Below are 20512 nucleotides of genomic sequence, written 5' to 3'. Positions count from 1 at the left end.
CGGGCAGCGCCGCCGCGCTTGTGCATGCCGGCGCGGCGCCCTGCCGGGCCACGGGGGCCCGGCCGCTGCCCGCTCAATTCATCTGGATGTTCGCTGCGCGGATCACGCGCGCGTTGCCCTGCGACTCCTGCGCGATCTGCCGGGCGAAGTCGGCCGCCGTCCCGCCCGTGGGCACGTTGTCCGTGGCGGCCAATCTGGCGCGCAGGTCCTGCTGGTCCAGCGCCTTGCGGGTCTCGGCATTCAGCCGTTCCAGCACCGCCGCCGGCGTCCGGGCGGGCGCGAACAGGCCGAATTGCGAACTCAGGTTCGCGGCCGGCAGGCCCAGCTCGGCCAGCGTAGGCACCGCCGCCAACGCTTCGAGCCGGCCCGGCGCCCCCACGGCCAGCGCGCGCAGCTTGCCGGCCTGGATGTGCTGCATGACCGCAGGCCCGGCGTTGGTGGACAGGATCTCGAATTGCCCGCTGAGCGCATCGTTGAGCTGCTGCCCGCCGCCCTTGTAGGGCACGTGCGTGATGCGCGCCTGCGTCCCCTGCTGGATCTGCTCCAGCATGATGTGGCCCAGCGAAGCGAGCCCCGACGTCGCCCAGCGCACCTCGCCCGGCCTCGCCTTGGCCTGTGCGATGAGGGCCGCGAAATCTTTGGCATCGCAGGCGGGCGTCGCCAGCAGCAGCACGGGCGAGACCATCACGCTCGCCACCGGAGCGATGTCGCGCACGGGGTCGAATGGCAGCTTGCCCAGATGGGGGCTCAGCACCAGCGGGCTGATCGAGGAGAAACCGAGCGTGTAGCCATCGGCCGGCGCCTTGGCGACCATGTCCATGGCGATGGCACCTCCCGCGCCCGCCTTGTTCTCCACGACCACCGGCGTGCCCAGTTGCGTGGAGAGCTTGTCGGCCAGCGCGCGCGCCACGACATCGCTCACGCCGCCGGCCGGGTAGGCCACGACGATGCGCACGGGCTTGGACCCTGCGGGCCACTGCGCGGCGGAGGCTTGCGCCCGGGCTTGGGAAGAAGCTCCCGCAGCGGCGGCCAGGCCGGCCGATGCGCACAGCGACAGCATGCGCCTGCGCGATAACGATTCAATCATCACAACCACCGTTTCCAGAGAAAGACCACGATGGAGCGATTGTGCGTGCCCATCGTCCGCGATGGCCGCACGGCATGTGATGCGGGCTGCGGTTTCGGAGGATTCCGCGTGGGAGTGCCCTGCGCCGCCCCTGCCCGCCCGACCGCCGGCTGACCGGCTCAACCGCGCGGATGGTGCTGAGCATGCAGGGCTTTGAGCCGCTCGCGCGCCACGTGGGTGTAGATCGTGGTGGTGGAGATGTCCGCATGCCCCAGCAGCAACTGCACCACGCGCAGGTCCGCCCCATGGTTGAGCAGGTGGGTGGCGAAGGCGTGCCGCAGCGTGTGCGGCGAGAGCGGCACGGTGATGCCGGCGCCCTGCGCGTGCTTTTTCACGACCACCCAGAACATCGCGCGGGTCATGCCCGCGCCGCGCCGCGTGACGAACAGATCGTCGGTCTGCTGGCCCGCGAGGATCTCCGCACGCGCTTGCGACAGATACCGCTGCAGCCATTCCGCCGCCACCTCGCCGAACGGCACCAGCCGCTCCTTGCTGCCCTTGCCCATCACGCGCAGCACCCCTTCGGACAGCGCCGCGTGGTAGGTCTTGAGCGTGACCAGTTCCGTCACGCGCAGGCCGCTGGCATACATCAGTTCGAGCATCGCCCGATCGCGCAAGCCCAGCGGCGTGCCGGTGTCGGGAGCGTGCAGCAGGGCTTCGACCTGGGCGGCCGACAAGGTCTTGGGCACCCGCAGCGGTTGCCTGGCCGCCTGCAGCCGCACGGTCGGATCGGCGGCGATGCGGCGTTCGCGCAGGGACCACTGGAAATAGCGCCGCAGCACCGTCAGGCGCCGGTTCGCCGACGTGGCGCGGGTGACCGCATGGCGGGCGGCGAAATAGGCCTGCAGGTGGTGCTCCGCCGTCGCGTCGAGAGCGCCCGCGGTGCCGGGCATGTGCTCCTGCAGCCACGCTGCATAGAGCGACAGGTCGCGGCGATAGGCCGCCAGCGTATTGCGGGAGAGGCCGTCCTCCAGCCACACGGCATCGATGAAGGCGTCGATGGCGTCCTGGCTGGCTTGCGAAAGGGTCATGGCGCGACGTTAGCACGCGGCCGGACCGCCCATGGAAAAGGCCACGGCGGTGGCCCGCCGTGGCCCGGTGCACTGCGATCGGGAATCGGGGCGCTCAGTCGAGCACGAGCTTCTGCTTTTGCACGACGCCCTTATAGACCTCGAACTCGGCCTTGATCTGCTCGGTGAACTGCTCGGGCGTATTGGCCACGATGAGCGAGCCGGTGTCCTCGATGCGCTTGCGCACGGCGGGGTCTTCCAGGGCCTTGCGCACGCCCGCGTTGATCTTGTCCACAACGTCCTTCGGCAGGCCCTTGGGTCCCAGGATGCCGTAGTAGGCCATGCGGTTCACCGGCTCCAGCCCGATCTCCTTGAAGGTCGGCACGTTCGGCAGGGCGGCCACACGCTGAGGCGCCGCCACGACGATCGGCACCAGGCGGTTCTCCTTGATGAAAGGCAGCGCCGACGGCAGGTTGTCGAAGATCATCGGCACCTGCCCCGCCACGGTGTCGTTGAGCGCCGGGCCCGCGCCGCGATAGGGAATGTGCGTGACGAAGGTGTTGGTGAGGCTCTTGTAGAGCTCCATCTGCAGGTGCCCGATGCCGCCCGTGCCGGAGGTCGAATACGAATATTTGCCCGGCACCTTCTTGATTTCCGCGAAGAAGCTTTTGTAGTCCTTGGCGGGGAAGTTGGGGTGCACTGCGATGATGTTCGGCGTCGCGGCGATGTTGATGATCGGCGTGAAGTCGGTCAGCGGGTTGTAGGGCGTGCGCGGGTTGATGGCCGGATTGGCGGCGGTGGTCGATACCGTGGCGATCCCGAGCGAATAACCGTCCGGCGTGGCCTTCGCCGTCTCCGCGGCACCGATGATGCCGCCGCCACCCGCCTTGTTTTCGACGATCACCGGTTGCCCGATGGCACGCGACAGCGGGTCGGCGATGACCCGCGCAATGATGTCCGTGGTGCCGCCCGGTGCGAAAGGCACCACCAGCTTGACCGGCTTCGAAGGATAGGCCTGGGCCCAGGCGCAGCCCGCAGTGGCGAAGAGGACGAGTCCAACCCAATTTCGGCGGTGCATGAATTCTCCTTGTAACTGCATGAAAACAACGTCAGCGCATCCTAAGCGTTGATGCGCCGACATCGTTCCATGCAGCCCCCTCCCTGGATGAGGGATTTCCCGCACCCATTGCATGCTGCGTCACCTTGACTGGAAATGGCCCGCTCCCCTGCGACTCGGCGGTAGCGTTCTCGGGGCGCGCCCGGTCTCATGCAAGGGCCATGGCGTCCCACAACAGCTTGGTGCCCAGCAGGATGGTGAACACCAGGAAGACCGCCTTCATGCGCGGAGGCGGCAGGGTCTTCGCCGTCCATGCACCCATCACGCCACCCACGGCACAGCCCAGCATGAGCGGAATGCCCAGCTTGAAATCGATGACCCCGCTGCTCGCGAACGTGCTGACGGAAGCGCCCACCACCAGCAGGTTGATGCGCGTCATCACCGAGGCACTCTGCGCGAAATTGAGGCCGAAGAAGTGCATCAGCGCAAAGATCAGGAAGGTGCCGAAGCCCGCGCCGAAGAAGCCGGAATAGACGCACAGCGCGAACACCGTGGCCACGCCCGTCCACGAGATGCGTGGCCGGGCCTGCGCCGGCATGACCGGCGCGGCGGACAGGTCGGTGCGGTAGGTGATCCACAGCACCACGGCCATCAGCGCCACCACCATGATCTTCAGGAGCCGCTCGTCCATGCCGGTGACCATCAGCGATCCCGAGACGGAGCCCACCACGCACAGCGGCCACAGGATCCAGGGCACCTCGACATGCGATCGCTGTCCCTGGCGGTGGGCCAGCGCGCCCGTGACGAAGGAGCCGATGAGCGCGAACTTGACGGTCGCGATCGCCGTGGCTGCCGGCTGCCCCATGAGCAGCAGCAAAGGCACACCCAGCGTGACGCCGCCGCCCACCGTGACGGCGACGATGCCGACGATGCCCCCCAATCCCGCCAGCGCGGCGCTCCAGAGCATCACCATGCGAGCGACGGCTTGGCCGGTTGCGTCGGTGCGATGTCCACGCACAGGCTCTGCCCCATGAGGGCGGCCGTGGACAGGCGGGAGCGGCCCAGGTAGCGCTGCAGGACCGCCATGCGCACGGCCACCCCGTTGGCGGCCTGGCGGAAGTAGTGATTGAACGGGGTCTCGTCGACCTCCTCCGGCAGTTCTTCCCCGCGCGGCAGGCAGTGCAGCACCGCCATGTCGCGCCGGCCGCCGCGCAGCAGGTCGCGGGTCACGCGGCAGCGGCGCAGCTGCTGTTCATACGTCGATGGTTCGCGGTACTGCTCGCGCTGGACCCGCACCACGTACAGCACATCCACCTGCCCCAGCATGTCGGCCACGCAGGCGTGTTCCTGCACGTCGGCACCGGCCAGTTGGGAGAGCGCAGGCATCGGTGCCGCGGCGGCGTCGGCGTCGGCATCGCCCACGGCATCGACCACATGGAGGCGGACATCGCGGAATGCGCGCAATCCCGCGAACAGCGACTTGGCTGCACGCGAGTAGCGCACCCCGCCGGCGATGCCCACGCGCAGGCCGTCGAGGCCGCCGAAATGCTTGCGCATGGTGAACAGGTCGATGAGCGTCTGCGTGGGGTGGCTGCCCTGGCCCTCGCCCGCGTTGATCAGCGGCACGTCCACGGCGGCGGCCATGCGCTCCATCATGCCGTCCTCGGCGTGGCGGGCCACCACGAGGTCCGCGTAGTAGCCGGCCATCCGAAGGGTGTCGGTGACGCTCTCGCCGAGGCCCACGCGCGTGGTCTGGATGTCGCCCACGCTCAGCACGCGGGCTCCAAGGCGGTGCGCCGCCGCCTCGAAGCTCAGGCGGGTGCGGGTGCTGGGCTCGAAGAACACGGTGCACACCAGCGTGCCGGCCAGGCTGTAGGCGAACTCGCCGGGATACCGGCGGATGTCCTCGGCCATGCCGAGCAGGCTCTCGATGTCGGTGCGGGGCCAGCCGTCGATGGACAGCAGATTCTGGGTAGCCGTGCGGAAGGACGGGGCGCGTGGAAGCCCGTCAACGGGCGAGGATCGATGGCACTGCAACACTGGAAACAAACTTGTTGTGCGGACGGACTGACTTTCTACTTCAATCTTCCCGCCGGCTCTTCCATAAGAGAAGGTTTTATTTCTTATACGAACCATAAAAAATATCTTGGATACAACCATCGATCTAGAGCAGCTCCGCACCTTCTCGCTGGTGCTCGAGCTGGGGAGTTTTTCAGCGGCGGCCGAGCGATTGGGATTGACACAGCCGGCCGTCAGTGTGCAAGTCAAGAAGCTGGAACGCTCGCTGTCCGTGCGGCTGGTGGAACGGGTGGGCCGGCGCGTGAGCGCCACGCCTGCGGGGGCCGATCTGCTGGCACAGGTGCCGCACGTGGCGACGGCCGTGGCCAACGCGGTCAGCGCTGCGACCTTCCATGCGGCAGGCGTGTCGGGCACGGTGCGCCTCGGCACGGGGCTCACGCCCTGCCTCTACTTCCTGCCGGCGGTGTTGCGCGATCTGCGCAAGCGCTATCCCTCGCTGCAGATCGTGGTGAGCACCGGCAACACGGAAGACTACGTGCGGCAGATCGAAGGCAACATCGTCGATGTGGCCCTCGTCACGCTGCCGGTCACGTCCCGCGCGCTGGCCGCCACGCCGGTGCTGGAGGACGATTTCGTCGCCATCTGCCGCAAGGGCACCTGCGACTGGCCCGCGACGGTGACCGCCGAGATGCTGAGCGAGCAGCCGCTGGTGAAACTGGGCACCGGCACCACCACGCGCACGCTGGTGGACGACTGGCTGCGCCAGGGCGGCGGCCCGCTGGGCACTCCCGCGATGGAATTCGACAGCGTCGAGGCCATCAAGGCGATGGTGGCTGCGGGCCTGGGCTGCGCGGTGCTGCCCCGCATGGCCGTGACCGGGGCGGGCAAGCACAAGGATCTGGACATGCGGCCCCTGCGCCCGCGCCTCAAGCGCACGCTGGCCATCATCCTGCGCCAGGACAAGCCCGTGAACCGCGGGCTGAAGAAGGTGCTCGAAGCCATCGTCGACGGCGCCAAGGTCCTCAAGGCCAAGGACTGACCGGCGGGCCCGGCCCCGAAGCCAGGCCCGCGGACGGCGGATTCCGGACGGCGGCGCCTGCCCGCACGGGGCGCCGGGTATCCTGCGTCCGTGAACTACGCCCAGCTGCTCTTTCCCGATTTCTCGCTCATCCTCTTCGGCTACCTGGTGTGCCGATACACCCCGCTCAACCGGTCGATCTGGCAGCCGGTCGAGAGCCTCGTGTACTACCTGCTGTTCCCGGTGCTGCTGTTCCAGTCCATCGTGAAGAGCCCCATCCAGGTGGGCGAGGCTTCGGGGCTGATCGCGGCGGGCGTGCTCACGGGCCTGTGCGGCATCGCGCTGGCCTATCTGCTGCCCCGCATCCCGGGCCTGGCGGGGCGGCTCGACGAGCGTGACCATGCGGCCAGCGCGCAGGTGGCGTTCCGCTTCAATTCGTTCATCGGGCTGGCGCTGGCAGAGCGGCTGGCGGGTGCGCAGGGGCTGCTGCTGATCGCGGTGCTGATCGGCGTGTGCGTGCCGCTCTTCAACATCGCGGCCGTGTGGCCGATGGCGCGCGCGGGCAGCCACGGCTTCCTGAAAGAACTCGCGCGCAACCCGCTGATCATCGCCACGGCCTCGGGCCTGGTCGCCAACCTGCTGGGTTTCCGCATCCCCGCTTGGATGGAGCCTTCGGTGAACCGGGTCGGCGCCGCATCGATCGCGCTGGGGCTCATGTCGGCGGGCGCGGGCATGCAGCTGGGGCTGCTCACGCGCAGCAAGCTGCTGTCGGTCTCGGTGCTGGCGATCCGCCACCTGGTGCAGCCGCTGGTGGCCTTCCTGATGGCGCGCTGGTTCGGGCTCGACACCGTGCAGACCACGGTGCTGATGGCGTTCTCGGCGCTGCCCACGGCGTCTACCTGCTACGTGCTGGCCGCGCGCATGGGCTACAACGGCCCCTATGTCGCGGGTCTGGTGACGCTCTCCACCGTGCTCGGCGTGCTGAGCCTGCCCTTCGCGCTCGGCGTGCTGCGGCCCTGAGGCACGAACTCCGATTGCTATATTTTTAATAGCAAACTATTCAATGGATCCGGCGGCATGGAGCGGTTCCTGCATCAAGGCCCATGCCACGTGTTCGCGCACCAGCGCGCTGGGGTCTTCGGCACGCGCGGCCAGCGCGGCGCGCAGGGCGGGATCGCCCGTGGCGCGCAGCGCGTTGCCCAGGGCCACGGCCACGTTGCGCAGCCAGCGCTCGTGGCCGATCCGGCGGATCGGGCCGCCCTCGGTGCGGCGCAGGAAGGTGGCCTCGTCCCAGGCGAACCACTCGGCCAGCGGCCGGCCCGACAGCGCGGGCCGCTCGTCGAAATCGGGCACCGTGCTCGCCTGCGCGAACTTGTTCCAGGGGCAGGCGAGCTGGCAGTCGTCGCAGCCGTAGACCCGGTTGCCCATCAGCGGCCGCAGTGCCTCGGGGATGGCGCCCGCATGCTCGATGGTGAGGTAGGAGATGCAGCGCCGCGCATCCACGCGCTGCGGGGCGACGATGGCCTGCGTCGGGCAGACGTCGATGCAGGCCTGGCAGGAGCCGCAGTGCGCGGTGACGGGCCCGCTGGGCGCGAGCGGCAGATCGACGTAGATCTCGCCCAGGAAGAACATGGAGCCGGCTTCGCGGTTGAGCACCAGCGTGTGCTTGCCGCGCCAGCCCTGTCCGCTGCGGCGCGCCAGCTCGGCCTCCAGCACGGGCGCGGAGTCGGTGAACACGCGGTGGCCGAACGGCCCCACGGCGGCGGCGATGCGGTCCGCGAGCTTCTGCAGCCGCGCGCGCAGCACCTTGTGATAGTCCCGCCCCCGGGCATAGACGGAGACGATGCCTTCGCCGGGCCGGTCCAGCCGCGCGAACTCGACGGCCTGCCAGCCGCCGCGTTCCATTCCAAGGCCGGTGCCGGTGCCGCCCGACTCCAGCGAGCGGCCCAGGGTCGCCTGCGGCAGGTAGTCCATGCGCGCGGTGATCACGCTCACCGTGCCGGGCACCAGTTCGGCCGGGCGCGCACGCTTGAGCCCATGGGCCTGCATGTATTGCATGTCGCCATGGAACCCCTGGGCCAGCCACTGCATCAATCCCGGCTCCGCGGACGACAAATCCACGCCCGCGACGCCGATTTGGGAAAATCCCAGTTCGCGGGCCCAGCCTTGCATTTGAGGAACGAGTTGACTGCTGCACGACATCACCCCGGGATTGTAGAAAGCCCTCCCCCGCCCGACGGCCTGGCCCTGGTCTGGCGGACCGAGGACGACACCGCCGCCTTCGCCGGCCGGCTCGCCGGCCAGCCCGCGCTCGCGGACGCCTTCATCACCCTGCACGGCGACCTCGGCGCGGGCAAGACCACCTTCGTGCGGCACCTGCTGCGCGCGCTGGGCGTGCAGGGCCGCATCAAGAGCCCCACCTACGCCGTGGTCGAACCGCACGAGGCGGGGGGCCGGGCGGCATGGCACTTCGACTTCTACCGTTTCAGCGATCCGCGCGAGTGGGAGGACGCGGGGTTCCGCGACATCTTCGCGGGCCCGGGCCTGAAGATCGCGGAGTGGCCCGAAAAGGCGGCGGGGCTGATCCCCCCGGCCGATCTCGCCATACACATTGAAGCCTCGGGCGACGCCGGCGATGCGTACGATGGCGGAGACGTGGCGCGGCAGGTGCTCCTGCGCGCCGGCACGCCCCTCGGCCGCACCCTGGTGCAAGGACTCACGACAGCATGAGCGACGACGCCACTTCCACCACTCCCCCTCCCGAGGCGCCCCGCCCGGGCCTGCCCGGCCCGTCGCGGCGCGAACTGCTGCGCGCGGGCACCCTGGTGCTCCTGCTCGGCACGCAGCAGATCGCACGCGGCGCGGGCATCCTCGCCGTGCGCGTCTGGCCCGCGCAGGACTATTCACGGGTCACCATCGAGTCCGACCGGCAGCTCTCCGCCAAGCAGTTCTTCGTGGCCACGCCCCCGCGCCTGGCCGTGGACATCGAAGGCATCGACCTGAACCCCGAACTGCGCGAGCTGGTGGCCAAGGTCAAGCCCGACGACCCCAACATCGCGGGCATCCGCGTCGGCCAGAACGCGCCGGGCGTGGTGCGGCTGGTGGTGGACCTCAAACGCGCGGCCCTGCCCCAGGTCTTCACCCTGCCGCCCATCGCGGCCTACCAGCACCGGCTGGTGTTCGACCTCTACCCGGCCGATCCCGAAGATCCGCTGGAAACCCTGATCGCCGAGCGCCTGCGCGACGCCGCGCCGGGCGCCGCCGCCGTGGGCCTGCCGCCGCCCACGCCCGCCCCCCTGCCCAACATCGCCGCCGCGCGGCCGGGCTCGGCGGGCGACCCGCTGGGCGACCTGATCGCACAGCACAGCCAGCGCCCCGGCACGGCGGCGGCCCCCGCCCCTGCCGGCGGGCTGCCCACCCCCGTCCCGGGCACCACCGCGCCCGTGGCCACGCCCTCGGGCGCGCCGGCGGCCGCACCGCCCGCGGTGGCGGCGGCGCCGTCGCCTCCCCACTCGGGCGCGGCCGGAGCACCCGCCGCGCCGGCCATCGCGCGCGCCACCGACCGGCTGATCATCGTGGCGCTCGATCCCGGGCACGGCGGCGAAGACCCGGGGGCCACCGGGCCCGGCGGCACGCGCGAGAAGGACGTGGTGCTGAAGGTCGCCTTCCTGCTGCGCGACCGCATCAACGCCACCACCATCGGCGGCAACCCGATGCGGGCCTTCCTCACGCGGGACGCCGATTTCTTCGTGCCGCTGGGCGTGCGCGTGGAGAAGGCACGCCGCGTGCAGGCCGACCTGTTCGTGAGCATCCACGCCGATGCCTTCACCACGCCGGCCGCGCGGGGCGCCAGCGTGTTCGCGCTGAGCCAGAGCGGCGCGTCCAGCACCGCGGCGCGCTGGCTGGCCAACAAGGAAAACCAGTCCGACCTGGTGGGCGGGCTCAACGTGCGGTCGCAGGACCGCCACGTGCAAAGCGCGCTGCTCGACATGAGCACCACCGCGCAGATCAACGACAGCCTGAAGCTCGGCAGCGTGCTGCTCGGCGAGATCGGCAACATGGCGAAGCTCCACAAGCCGCGCGTGGAGCAGGCCGGCTTCGCGGTCCTGAAGGCCCCGGACATCCCCAGCGTGCTGGTGGAAACGGCCTTCATCAGCAACCCCGAGGAAGAGGCCAAGCTGCGCACCGCGGCCTACCAGCAGCAACTGGCCGACGCGCTCATGCGCGGCATCACGCGGTACTTCGCCAAGAACCCGCCGCTGGCGCGCAGCCGTTCGGTGTGAGGCACCGGCCGGAGCCGCGCGCGCTCCGGCCCCCGCCGCCCGCTGCGGGTCTTCTGGGTTGCCACGCGCGTGGCCTTGCGCCACAGTGGCTCCATCCCCACGAAACGCCCCGCCCACGGGGCAGCAGGAGGCCCCATGGCTTTGCAGCACGCCCGTTCCGCCGAAATCGTCAGCATCCGCCCCCTGGGGCCCGACCTCGCCCGCACGGCGACCTCGGCCATCATCAAGGCCGCGCAACTGGAAGTCATCCGCGCGGTGCTGCCCGCAGGCAAGGAATTGCGCCAGCACGACACGCCCGGCGAGGTCACCATCCAGTGCCTGGAGGGCGAAGTGGAGTTCCACGCCGCCTCGGGCGCCAGCCTGCTGCGCGCGGGCGACTTCATCCACCTGGAGGCGCGCGCGCCGCACTCGCTGCGGGCGCTGAGCGACGCCTCGCTGCTGCTCACGCTCTGCCTCGCGCCCGGATAGCCTCCTGCGCGGTGCCTGCGCAGGGCCCGGCCCGGCCGGGCGCGTGCAACGGGATGCGGCGCGCGCAGCGGGACAGTAACGTCCTACAACCGGCGGCTTGACCTGCTTACACGCGCCGGGCCCGCCCGGGGAGATAGTGCGGACATGGGCGACGGGGCCACCCCCAGCCTCCACCTCTACACAAGGAGCACACCATGAACTACCGCCACTTCCTCACCGCCGCCGCCTGTGTCGCCGCCCTGGGCCTGGCCGGCTGCTCTTCCAACCCCACGAATGCACAGCTCGGTACCGGCGTAGGCGCCGTGGCCGGTGGCGTGCTGGGTAGCGCTGTGGGCGGCACCGCCGCCACTGTGGGCGGGGCCGCTGCCGGTGCCCTCATCGGCCACGAACTGGGCGAAGACCGCGACCAACGCCGCCGTTGATCGCTCTTCCGGAAGGCACGCCTTCCCGGCATGAGAACCTTTTCCGGAAAGCCCGCACGGCTCTGCGCCGTGCGGGCTTTTTGTTTTCTTGCCCCTTCGGTTAATGGGCCTCACTCACCGTCAACCAAAATTTAATTTATACGGCAATGCAGGCTTGTGCATGCCCAGAGCGCGCTCGCGCAGCCTAGCAGCCGCTAGCATCCGCCTTCTCTTTTTTTTGTGGAAGCGCGCCCATGCCCTCATGCCCACGGGTCCTGCGAATCGGGAATCCGCCCCATCCTCCCAAAATGAACCGCCGCCGCGCGGCGCTGCGGCTGCTGGCCCTGCCCTCGGCCATGGCCTCGGGCCATGCGGTACCCGGCAACGATTTCAGCGCTTTCGCCGCTTCGCAGACCTTCCACCTCACCACGCCCGAAGGCTGCCATCTGCGCTACCAGGACCGCGGCAGGGGACCCGTCGTGCTGCTGGGCCACAGCTATCTCTGGGATTCGTCGATGTGGGAGCCGCAGATCCAGGCGCTGTCGCGCCACTACCGGGTGATCGCCCCCGACCTGTGGGGCCACGGCTCCTCGGGCGCCCTGCCCGCGGACACACGGGATCTGAAGGGCCTGGCCGCGCAGATGCTGACGTTGCTGGACGCGCTGGACATCGAGGAATGCGCGGTGGTGGGCCTGTCGGTCGGCGGCATGTGGGGTGCGGAGCTGGCCCTGCTGGCGCCCGAGCGGGTGCGCAGCCTCGTGATGATGGACACCTACCTCGGGGCCGAGCCGGACACCACGCGGCTGCGCTACTTCGGCATGCTCGACGCGATCGAGGCCGCAGGGCAGATCACGCCGGCTTTGGTGAATGCCATCGTCCCGATCTTCTTCCGGCCCGGCACGGACCCTGCCGCACCGCGCCCGGCGGCCTTCGCGCGCAGCCTGGCCGCGATGCCCGCCGATCGGCTGCGCGCCTCGGTGGTGCCGCTCGGGCGCATCATCTTCGGCCGCGCCGATGCGCTCGAATCGCTGGCGGGGCTCGATCCCGAGGCCACGCTGCTGATGTGCGGCGACGAAGACATCCCGCGCCCGCCGCGCGAGATGGATCACATGGCCGAGGTGATCGGCTGCGACGCGGTGCTGGTGCCCGGGGCGGGCCACATCTCCAACCTGGACAACCCGGAGTTCGTCAACCGCCAGCTGCTGCAGTGGCTGCGCCGCACGATGCGCTGACGGAAAGCGCCCGGCGGCGGGAATGCCGCGCCGGGGCCGCGTTCAGACCGTTCGGGCCGCCTGCTGGCGGCCGGCGCGCCATGCGCCGAACACGGCGATCAGGCCGGGCACGAGGATCAGCGCCCAGATGATCTTGTCCAGGTTGGCCTGCACCCACGGGAAGTTGCCGAAGAAATAGCCCGCCGTGCAGATGCCCAGCACCCACAGCAGCGCACCGCCCACGTTGTAGGCCGTGAACTTCGCGCGGTTCATCTCGGCCACGCCTGCCACGAACGGCGCGAAGGTGCGGATGAAGGGCATGAAGCGCGCGATCACGATGGTCACGCCGCCATAGCGCTCGTAGAACGCATGGGCCTGGTCGAACGCACGGCGGTTGAACCAGCGCGAATCGGGCCACTGGAAGACCTTGGGGCCGAAGTAGCGGCCGATGGTGTAGTTGCACTGGTCGCCCAGGATGGCGGCCACCAGCAGCACGGTGCAGGCGATGGGGAAGCTCATGAGCCCCGCGCCGCAAAGTGCCCCCACGATGAAGAGCAGCGAATCACCGGGCAGGAAGGGCATGACGACGACGCCGGTTTCCACGAAAACGATGATGAACAGCAGCGCGTACACCCACGGACCGTAGGCGGCCACGAAGGCCGCGAGGTGCTTGTCGACGTGCAGGATGAAATCGATGAGGAACTGGATGATTTCCAAGGCGGGACCTTCGGGAGGGATGCGGAAAGAAGCGGATGGGCGGCGTACCGGCGCCCCGGCCCCGGCGGGCGGCAGGGCACCCGCCGGCGCGGCGCATCACTCTAACCGCACTGCCTACAATGCCGCCCAATGACCACAGAGCCCGCCGCGCCACGCCGCCCCATCCGCGATCTGCCCGATGAACTGATCAGCCAGATCGCCGCGGGCGAAGTGGTGGAACGGCCCGCGTCGGCCGTGCGCGAACTGGTGGACAACGCGCTCGATGCGGGCGCCACGCAGGTCACCGTGCGGCTGCTGGCCGGCGGCGTGCGCCTCATCGCTGTGGAGGACGACGGCAGCGGCATTCCGCCCGAGGAACTGCCGGTCGCCCTGCGCCGGCACGCCACCAGCAAGATCACCAATCTGCACGACCTGGAATCGGTCGCGACCATGGGGTTCCGGGGCGAGGCGCTGGCCGCCATCGCGTCGGTGTCGGAGATGGCGCTGCTCTCGCGCACGGAAGACCGGCCCACGGCCTTCCTGCTCGATGCCCGCAGTGGCGAACTCCGCCCCGCCGCGCGCAGCCGCGGCACCACGGTGGAGGTGAAGGAGCTGTTCTTCTCCACGCCCGCGCGGCGCAAGTTCCTGAAGACGGATGCCACCGAACTCGCCCACTGCATCGAGGCGGTGCGCCGCCATGCGCTGGCCCGTCCGGACGTGGGCTTCGCGATCTGGCACGAAGGCAAGCTGGTCGAGCAGTGGCGCGCCACGCTGGCGCGCGAGCCCGGCCCGGCCCTGGACGCCCACGGCGGCGGCATCGGCGATGGGCAGGCGGCCGCAGACCCCGCAGCGCTGGAAGCGGCGCTCGCGCGGCGCCTCGCCGATGTGCTGGGCGAGGACTTCCTGCGCGATTCCGTGCCCGTGCAGCACCGCTCGGGAGCGGTCACCGTGTCCGGCCGCGCGGGCCTGCCGGACGCGGCCCGCTCGCGCGCCGACCAGCAGTTCTGCTACGTGAACGGCCGCTTCGTGCGTGACAAGGTGCTCACCCACGCGGCCCGCAGCGCCTACGAAGACGTGCTGCACGGCCAGAAGCAGCCCGTGTACGCGCTCTACGTGTCCATCGACCCGATGCGGGTGGACGTGAACGTGCACCCCACCAAGATCGAAGTGCGCTTTCGCGACAGCCGCGAAGTGCACCAGGCCGTGCGGCATGCGGTGGAAAACGCCCTGGCCGTGCCGCGGGCCCAGGCGCTGGCGGCGCAGCCGGCGGCGGCGACCGATGGCACGCCCATCGGCAACCCGGTGGCATCTTCGGAGCCAAAACCGCTCCATGCCGCCGGATTCATTAGACAGTCTGCTATACCTTTTGAAGCAAGGCCCGGGCACCGCGTGAGCGACCTCGAAGCCCTCTGGGGACGCCGCGATCCGGCACCCGGGGCCGCCCTGGCGACGGGAGCGGGCACAGCCGCCGCCTTCGATGCGCCCGGCGCGGCCCCGGCGCGCGATGGGTGGCCGCAGGCAGGCCTGGCCGGTGCAGCAGGGGTCGCCGGCGCACCGCAGTCCGCGGAGCCGGCCGATGGTGATCCCGCCCCGGCCGCCGGCGCGCAGGCCTTCCCGCCACCGGCCGCCGCGGTGTCCGGCAGCGCCCCCACCGCCTCGGAGGAGGCGTGGCCGCTGGGCCGGGCGGTGGCGCAGATCCAGGGGGTGTATATCCTGGCCGAGAACGCCCAGGGCCTGGTGATCGTGGACATGCATGCCGCGCACGAACGCATCGTGTACGAGCGCCTCAAGTCGCAGGTGGATGCCAGCGAGCGCATCGCCAGCCAGCCGCTGCTGATCCCGGCCACCTTCGCCGCGACGCCCGAAGAGGTGGCCACCGCGGAGGCCCATGCCGACACGCTCTCGGTGCTGGGCATGGAGGTCTCGCCTTTCTCGCCGCGCACGCTGGCGGTGCGCGCGGTGCCCACCACGCTCGCGCAGGGCGATGCGGTGGAACTGGCGCGCAGCGTGCTGGCCGAACTGGCGGCGCACGACGCCAGCACCGTGGTGCAGCGCGCCCGCAACGAGATCCTCGGCACCATGGCCTGCCACGGCGCGGTGCGTGCCCACCGGCGCCTCACGATCGACGAAATGAACGCGCTGCTGCGCCAGATGGAGGTCACCGAGCGCTCGGACCAGTGCAACCACGGCCGGCCGACGTGGCGGCAGCTGTCGATGCGCGAACTCGACGCCCTGTTCCTGCGGGGGCGCTGAGGCACCCGCCCCAGTCACAGCCCCACCCTCCGGGAGACTCCGCCATGTCCGCACGCCACCCTCCCCTTCGCCTGCGGGCAGCCTGCGCGGCCCACGGGATCGCAGCCCTGGCCACGCTGGCCGCCAGCGCCTCGCACGTGCATGCGGGCCGCCCGCTCACGGTGGACGATGCCGGCGTGAACGCCCCCGGCGAAGGCCATGTGGAGGTGTGGTGGGAGGGCGTGCACCAGGAGCGCGGCGCGGTCTTCGCTGCGCCGGCCTACGCCCCGCAGTCGCTGCCGGGGCTGGAGCTCGGCGCGCTGCTGGCCCGCGACCTGCATGGCCACACCACGCTGAGCGGCGTGCAGGCCAAATGGCAGTGGACCCCGCCGCCCGAGCGCGGCTGCCATGCCGCGTCCAGCGCCGGGCTGGTCCATGCCTACCGCGAGAACGGCAGTACCCTGGCGCTCACGGCGCTCGGCACCTGCGTGGCCTCCTGGGGCGCGGTGCATGCCAACCTCGGCGCGATGCACACGCCCGACCGGAACTGGCGCCCCACCTGGGGCGTGGCCCTGGAGTCGGCCTGGGGCGCCGTCACGGCGCACGTGGAGGCCTTCGGCGAGCGCGACGGCCCGCCCACCTACCAGACCGGCGCGCTCTGGGAATGGGCGCCGGGCTGGCAGCTCGACGGCCTCGTGGGCCGCCGCAAGGGCCGGACGCTGCTGAGCCTGGGCGTCAAGCGCAGCTTCTGACAGGGGCGAACGCCGCCGCGGGGCGGGCGGCGGCCGACGCCGGTCAGTTGTCGCGCGCGGCCTTGGCCTGGTCGGGGAAGTCCGAGAACACGCCGTCCACGCCCAGGCGGTAGAACAGGCGGTATTCGGCCTTCGGGTCGCCCTTGTAGTCCGAGGCCAGGCGCTTGGCTTCGCTGCGGAAGGTGTAGGGGTGCACGAACAGCCCCGCCGCATGGGCATCGGCCACCACGCGGGTGGGGGCCATCGTCACGCGGTCGCGTTCGTCGATCACGCCGTCGCCGTTGAGGTCGTCGGGCTTGCCGTCGTTGTTGTCGTCCTTCAGGCGCGTCGGGATCAGGTAGGGCTTCCAGGGGCCGATGCCGTCGGCATAGGTCTTGACCTCGCGCAGGCCCTCAGGCGTGAGCAGCGTGGCGAAGGTGCGCCGGTCGCCCGCCACCGCGAAGTCGTACGGCTTGTCGTAGGGCGCGGTGAGGTCGATGCTGCCGTCGGCCTTCACGTCGTTGCCGTCCACGAGCTGCACGAGCCGCACCTGCGTCCTGGTGCGCAGGTACTTGAGGTTGGACACCTCGAACGACTGCACCATCACGGGCGAGGCTGCGGTGGTGTAGCCGTACTGCGACAGCGTGGCGAGCAGCCGGTCTTCGAGCTGGAGGTTCAGGTTGGCGTGGTAGGTGGGGTGCTTGGTCTCGATGTAGACGCCCACGGTGCGGCCGGCGCGCGTGCCCTCGGTGCGGGCGAGGTCCAGCACCTCGGTCAGCGTGGGGATCTGGAAGCGGCCGTTGAAGGACTGGTCGCGGTCCGGCAGCGGCTGGATGGCGCGCAGCGTCTTGATCTCGGCCAGCGTGAAGTCGGAGGCGAACCAGCCCTCTTCCTGCACGCCGTCCACCGTCTTGCGGGTCTTGCGGCCGGCGAATTCGGGGCGCTGGGCCACGTCGGTGGTGGTGGTGATGTTGGGCTCGTGCCGGGCGATGAGCACGCCGTCCTTGGTGGCGACGAGGTCCGGCTCGATGAAGTCCGCGCCCAGCTCGATGCCGCGCCGGTAGCCCTCCAGCGTGTGGTCGGGCAGGTAACCGGCCGCGCCGCGGTGGCCGATCACCAGGGCCTTGCCGCCGTTCAGCGTGGGCTGCGCACCGTCGTCGTTGCCGCCGCAGGCCGACAGGGCGGCTCCGGCCGCCAGGGCGGCCAGCGCCACGCGGGCGGCGGCTGCGGGGCGGCGGCGTGCGGATGCGGTGGCGCCGGCCGGGCGGCGCGCGGATGTCGGGGTCGTCATATGTCTCTTCTCCTCGGGATGGTCCATGGCAAAGGCGCCACTCTGGCGGCGCCGCATGACAGCCCGGTGACGGCAGGCGCGGCGAAGGCGCGCACCCGATCGGTGCCCCAGCCCCCGCCGCGCGCCCCATCCCGGGCCGCCACCGATGATGGCACGCACGGCCGGCGGCGGGCGGGGCCCGCCCCCAGGGCGGCCCGGGCGCCGGAGGGCCCGAAGAGCGGGTCTTCCCGGGGGCATTTCGGGGGTTTGGCCCGTCAACCCGGTGCGCCATGGTGCGTTTTTTGCTGCATGGACCCCGGGGCCCGCACGCCGCACGGCCCCGGGGCGCTATCCAAACCATAGCAGCCCCCGGCCCTCCGGCCGCGTCCCGGCCCGCCGGGGCCTGCCGAACTTTCTCCACCCGAGCCGACTCTGTCCTTCCGATGAAACGCTGGCCCCTCTTTTCCTCCCTTGCGCTCGCCCTCGCAGTGACGGCGGGCTGTGCCACCCTCGATGCGAAGCAGCGCGAATGGATCTTCCAGCCCAGCGACCGGGCCTGGGGCGGCGCGCAGTCCACCGACGACATGGAAGACGTCTGGATCGCCTTCGATTCACGCGCCTCCGGGAAGGCGGAAAAGCTGCACGGCCTGTGGCTGCCCTCCGAGCGCGCCGACGCGCCGGTGCTGCTCTACCTGCACGGCGCGCGCTGGAACGTCTCCGGATCGGCCGGGCGCATGCGGCGCATGAAGGAGATGGGGTTTTCGGTGCTGGCCGTGGACTACCGCGGGTTCGGGCGCAGCAGCCCCGCGCTGCCCTCCGAGAGCACCGCGCTGGAAGACGCGCGGGCCGCCTGGGACTGGCTCGCGGCGCGCGCGCCCGCCAGCCCGCGCTACATCTTCGGCCACTCGCTGGGCGGGGCCATCGCCATCGATCTGGCCGCCATGGTGCCCGACGAGCGCGGCACCATCGTGGAGGGCACTTTCACCAACATCCCCGAAGTGGTGGCCACCTTCAAATGGGGCTGGCTGCCGATCTCCGGCCTCATCACGCAGCGCTTCGAGTCCGTGCGCAAGGTGGCCCACATCGGCTCCCCGCTGCTCGTGGTGCACGGCAGCGAGGACAGCCTGATCCCGCCGTCGCTCGGCCGCCGCCTCTACGACGCCGCGCAGGGCCCCAAGCGCTTCGTACTCGTGGAAGGCGGCACCCACCACAGCACCAACAGCGTGGGCGAATCCCAGTACCGCGAGGCGCTGGCCGACCTGTTCCGCATCCCCGTCGCGCCGGTGCCGGTCAAGGCCCCGGCACCCGGCGCCCCGGCGGGCACCGCGCCCTCCGCCTGACACGCACGCCGGGCCGCCTTCCGGCGCCGGCGCCGCCCCACCTGCCTCTCAGCCGCGGGCGCGCGCCACGGCGTCCGAGCGCGCCTGCGCCTCCAGGATCTCGGGCAGATGTCCGCCGATCCAGTCCGCCAGCGCCTGCACGTGCAGCCCCACTTCGCGCCCCATCGGCGTGAGGCTGTATTCGACGTGCGGCGGCACGACCGGGTAGGCCTTGCGCGCCACGAAACCGTCCCGCTCCAGCCACTGCAGCGTCTGCGCGAGCATGCGCTCGCTCACGCCGGCCACCTTGCGGCGCAGCTCGCTGAAGCGCAGCGTGCCGTCGTGCAGCGCCACCAGCACCAGCACGCCCCAGCGGCTGGTGACGTGCTGAAGGATCTCCCGCGACGGGCAGGTGGGGGCGAGGACATCGCCGCGCCGCATGAGCGCGGCGAGGGAGGTGGGTTCGGCGCCGGCGGTTGGGGTTTCGGCACCGTCGGCCACGGCGCGGGCGGCATCGGTCCGGGAATCGGGAGGGGAAGCGTGGCGCATTCACTAACCTTTTTGTAGGTACTTACGAAAAGTTTGCTTGGTGGTTATTGTCGCGGTCCCGACCACTCTCCACAAGGAATTCCCATGATCGTCGTCACCGGCGCCTCCGGCCAGCTCGGCCGCCTTGCCATCGAAGCCCTGCTGCGCAGCGTGCCCGCCAGCGGCATCGTCGCCGCCGTGCGCAACCCCGCCAAGGTGGCCGACCTGGCCGCGCGCGGCGTGGTGGTGCGGCAGGCCGACTACGCCGACGCCGCGGCGTGGGACGCCGCGCTGCAGGGCGCGCGCAAGGTGCTGCTGGTGTCCAGCAGCGAAGTCGGCCAGCGCACCGCCCAGCACCGCACCGTCATCGACGCGGCCCAGCGCGCGGGCGTGGAACTGCTGGCCTACACCAGCGTGCTGCATGCGGACACCTCGGCGCTGGCGCTGGCCCGCGAGCACGTCGAGACCGAGGCGCTGCTCAAGGCCTCCGGCGTGCCCCACGTGCTGCTGCGCAACGGCTGGTACACCGAGAACTACCTGGCGGGCGTGGGCCCGGCCCTGCAGCACGGAGCGCTGTTCGGCGCCGCGGGCGAAGGCCGCATCGCCTCGGCCGCGCGCGCGGACTATGCCACAGCGGCCGCCGCCGTGCTTACGCAGGACGGCCATGCCGGCCGCGTGTACGAACTGGCGGGAGACAGCGCCTACACGCTGGCCGAGCTGGCCGCCGAGATCTCGCGCGTGGCGGGCAAGGCCGTCCCCTACCGCGACCTGCCCGAGGCCGACTACGCCAAAACCCTCGAAGGCGCGGGCCTGCCCCCGCCCCTCGCGGCCATCGTGGCGCAGTCCGACGTGGCCGCCGCGCAGGGCGCGCTGTTCGACGAGGGCCGGCAGCTGAGCCAGCTCATCGGCCGCCCGACCACGCCCTGGGCCTCCCAGGTGGCCGAGGCCGTGCGCGCAGCTTCTTGAGCCCTGACCCCCTGAGAGGGGGTAGATGCCAAGAGAGAAACGACAAGCGAGTACCTCGCAGGGCCAGCGCGGGCGCGGCGAATGCCCTGCGCTGCGGCAGGATCATCACTGCCAGATGCTGCGCTCCATGCCATGGAGCCGCCGCGCCTCACGCTGGATGCCGTTGCCAAAGAGGGG

General features: G+C 70.8%; 20 protein-coding genes. 11 read left to right on the top strand and 9 right to left on the bottom strand.

Going from position 1 to position 20512, the window contains the following annotated elements:
- Nucleotides 1-73: 73 nt before the first annotated feature.
- The 5 genes from BM144_RS02000 to pyrB form a co-directional block, all read right to left on the bottom strand.
- Nucleotides 74-1087: a Bug family tripartite tricarboxylate transporter substrate binding protein gene (locus tag BM144_RS02000; protein ID WP_092949263.1), complete on the bottom strand. Its 1014-nt coding sequence runs from the start codon at nt 1085-1087 to the stop codon at nt 74-76.
- 158 nt (nt 1088-1245) lie between these two features.
- The gene (gene xerD, locus BM144_RS01995) at nt 1246-2157 is read right to left on the bottom strand and encodes a site-specific tyrosine recombinase XerD (protein WP_092949261.1); all 912 of its coding nucleotides are present in this window, start codon (nt 2155-2157) and stop codon (nt 1246-1248) included.
- A gap of 94 nt (nt 2158-2251) precedes the next feature.
- Complete coding sequence (locus tag BM144_RS01990; protein WP_092949259.1) at nt 2252-3214, bottom strand: tripartite tricarboxylate transporter substrate binding protein BugE; 963 nt, start codon at nt 3212-3214, stop codon at nt 2252-2254.
- Nucleotides 3215-3401: 187 nt separating this feature from the next.
- The gene (locus BM144_RS01985; RefSeq protein ID WP_092949257.1) at nt 3402-4166 is read right to left on the bottom strand and encodes a sulfite exporter TauE/SafE family protein; all 765 of its coding nucleotides are present in this window, start codon (nt 4164-4166) and stop codon (nt 3402-3404) included.
- Entirely contained in the window at nt 4160-5233 is a 1074-nt protein-coding gene (gene pyrB, locus BM144_RS01980; RefSeq protein WP_245783483.1) for an aspartate carbamoyltransferase, read from the bottom strand. Before pyrB ends, BM144_RS01985 begins: the two co-directional genes overlap by 7 nt.
- 106 nt (nt 5234-5339) lie before the next feature.
- Between pyrB and BM144_RS01975 the strand changes: the two genes are divergently transcribed.
- Together BM144_RS01975 and BM144_RS01970 are read left to right on the top strand one after the other, a co-directional pair.
- Nucleotides 5340-6251, top strand: a complete 912-nt coding sequence (locus BM144_RS01975) for a LysR family transcriptional regulator (RefSeq protein WP_092949255.1) — start codon at nt 5340-5342, stop codon at nt 6249-6251.
- Between the two features lie 90 nt (nt 6252-6341).
- A complete protein-coding gene (locus BM144_RS01970; RefSeq protein WP_092949253.1) occupies nt 6342-7250 on the top strand; it encodes an AEC family transporter in 909 nt (302 codons plus the stop codon).
- Between the two features lie 36 nt (nt 7251-7286).
- Here the strand turns inward: BM144_RS01970 and queG are convergent, their stop codons facing one another.
- Entirely contained in the window at nt 7287-8402 is a 1116-nt protein-coding gene (gene queG, locus BM144_RS01965; protein ID WP_092949251.1) for a tRNA epoxyqueuosine(34) reductase QueG, read from the bottom strand.
- A 12-nt stretch (nt 8403-8414) separates the two neighbouring features.
- Between queG and tsaE the strand changes: the two genes are divergently transcribed.
- From tsaE to BM144_RS01940, 5 genes are all read left to right on the top strand, one after another.
- The gene (gene tsaE / locus BM144_RS01960) at nt 8415-8960 is read left to right on the top strand and encodes a tRNA (adenosine(37)-N6)-threonylcarbamoyltransferase complex ATPase subunit type 1 TsaE (protein ID WP_092949249.1); all 546 of its coding nucleotides are present in this window, start codon (nt 8415-8417) and stop codon (nt 8958-8960) included.
- Nucleotides 8957-10513, top strand: coding sequence for an N-acetylmuramoyl-L-alanine amidase (locus BM144_RS01955; protein ID WP_175525913.1), 1557 nt, complete (start codon nt 8957-8959; stop codon nt 10511-10513). The genes tsaE and BM144_RS01955 overlap by 4 nt, the downstream gene beginning before the upstream one ends.
- Nucleotides 10514-10648: 135 nt before the next feature.
- On the top strand, nt 10649-10981 hold the full coding sequence (locus BM144_RS01950; RefSeq protein ID WP_092949247.1) for a cupin domain-containing protein: 333 nt from the start codon (nt 10649-10651) through the stop codon (nt 10979-10981).
- Nucleotides 10982-11175: 194 nt separating this feature from the next.
- Complete coding sequence (locus BM144_RS01945) at nt 11176-11403, top strand: YMGG-like glycine zipper-containing protein (RefSeq protein ID WP_092949245.1); 228 nt, start codon at nt 11176-11178, stop codon at nt 11401-11403.
- A gap of 287 nt (nt 11404-11690) precedes the next feature.
- Nucleotides 11691-12614 (top strand): alpha/beta fold hydrolase, encoded by a 924-nt coding sequence (locus BM144_RS01940; protein WP_245783482.1) that lies wholly within the window; start codon nt 11691-11693, stop codon nt 12612-12614.
- Between the two features lie 42 nt (nt 12615-12656).
- Here BM144_RS01940 and BM144_RS01935 read toward each other — a convergent pair whose 3' ends face one another.
- Nucleotides 12657-13310, bottom strand: a complete 654-nt coding sequence (locus tag BM144_RS01935) for a DedA family protein (RefSeq protein ID WP_092949243.1) — start codon at nt 13308-13310, stop codon at nt 12657-12659.
- A 129-nt stretch (nt 13311-13439) separates the two neighbouring features.
- Here BM144_RS01935 and mutL point away from each other — a divergent pair, with 129 nt between their 5' ends.
- Both mutL and BM144_RS01925 read left to right on the top strand, forming a co-directional pair.
- Nucleotides 13440-15542 (top strand): DNA mismatch repair endonuclease MutL, encoded by a 2103-nt coding sequence (gene mutL, locus BM144_RS01930; protein ID WP_092949241.1) that lies wholly within the window; start codon nt 13440-13442, stop codon nt 15540-15542.
- Between the two features lie 44 nt (nt 15543-15586).
- Nucleotides 15587-16273, top strand: a complete 687-nt coding sequence (locus tag BM144_RS01925; protein ID WP_092949239.1) for a PA4824 family protein — start codon at nt 15587-15589, stop codon at nt 16271-16273.
- Between the two features lie 43 nt (nt 16274-16316).
- Here the strand turns inward: BM144_RS01925 and BM144_RS01920 are convergent, their stop codons facing one another.
- Nucleotides 16317-17543 carry a glycerophosphodiester phosphodiesterase gene (locus tag BM144_RS01920; RefSeq protein WP_245783481.1) on the bottom strand — a complete coding sequence of 409 codons (1227 nt, stop codon included), beginning with the start codon at nt 17541-17543 and terminating at the stop codon, nt 16317-16319.
- 422 nt (nt 17544-17965) lie between these two features.
- On the opposite strand from BM144_RS01920, the gene BM144_RS01915 reads away from it, so the two are divergent.
- The gene (locus BM144_RS01915) at nt 17966-18862 is read left to right on the top strand and encodes an alpha/beta hydrolase (RefSeq protein WP_092949237.1); all 897 of its coding nucleotides are present in this window, start codon (nt 17966-17968) and stop codon (nt 18860-18862) included.
- A gap of 48 nt (nt 18863-18910) precedes the next feature.
- On the opposite strand, the gene BM144_RS01910 is transcribed toward BM144_RS01915, so the two are convergent.
- Nucleotides 18911-19282 carry a winged helix-turn-helix transcriptional regulator gene (locus BM144_RS01910; RefSeq protein WP_245783495.1) on the bottom strand — a complete coding sequence of 124 codons (372 nt, stop codon included), beginning with the start codon at nt 19280-19282 and terminating at the stop codon, nt 18911-18913.
- A 192-nt stretch (nt 19283-19474) separates the two neighbouring features.
- On the opposite strand from BM144_RS01910, the gene BM144_RS01905 reads away from it, so the two are divergent.
- Nucleotides 19475-20335 carry an SDR family oxidoreductase gene (locus tag BM144_RS01905; protein WP_092949233.1) on the top strand — a complete coding sequence of 287 codons (861 nt, stop codon included), beginning with the start codon at nt 19475-19477 and terminating at the stop codon, nt 20333-20335.
- Nucleotides 20336-20512 lie beyond the last annotated feature (177 nt).

This window comes from Paracidovorax konjaci (assembly GCF_900112675.1).
GTDB classification, from domain to species: Bacteria; Pseudomonadota; Gammaproteobacteria; order Burkholderiales; family Burkholderiaceae_C; genus Paracidovorax; species Paracidovorax konjaci.
Note: the sequence above shows the minus strand (reverse complement) of the source record. Positions and strands in the feature narration are given on the sequence as shown.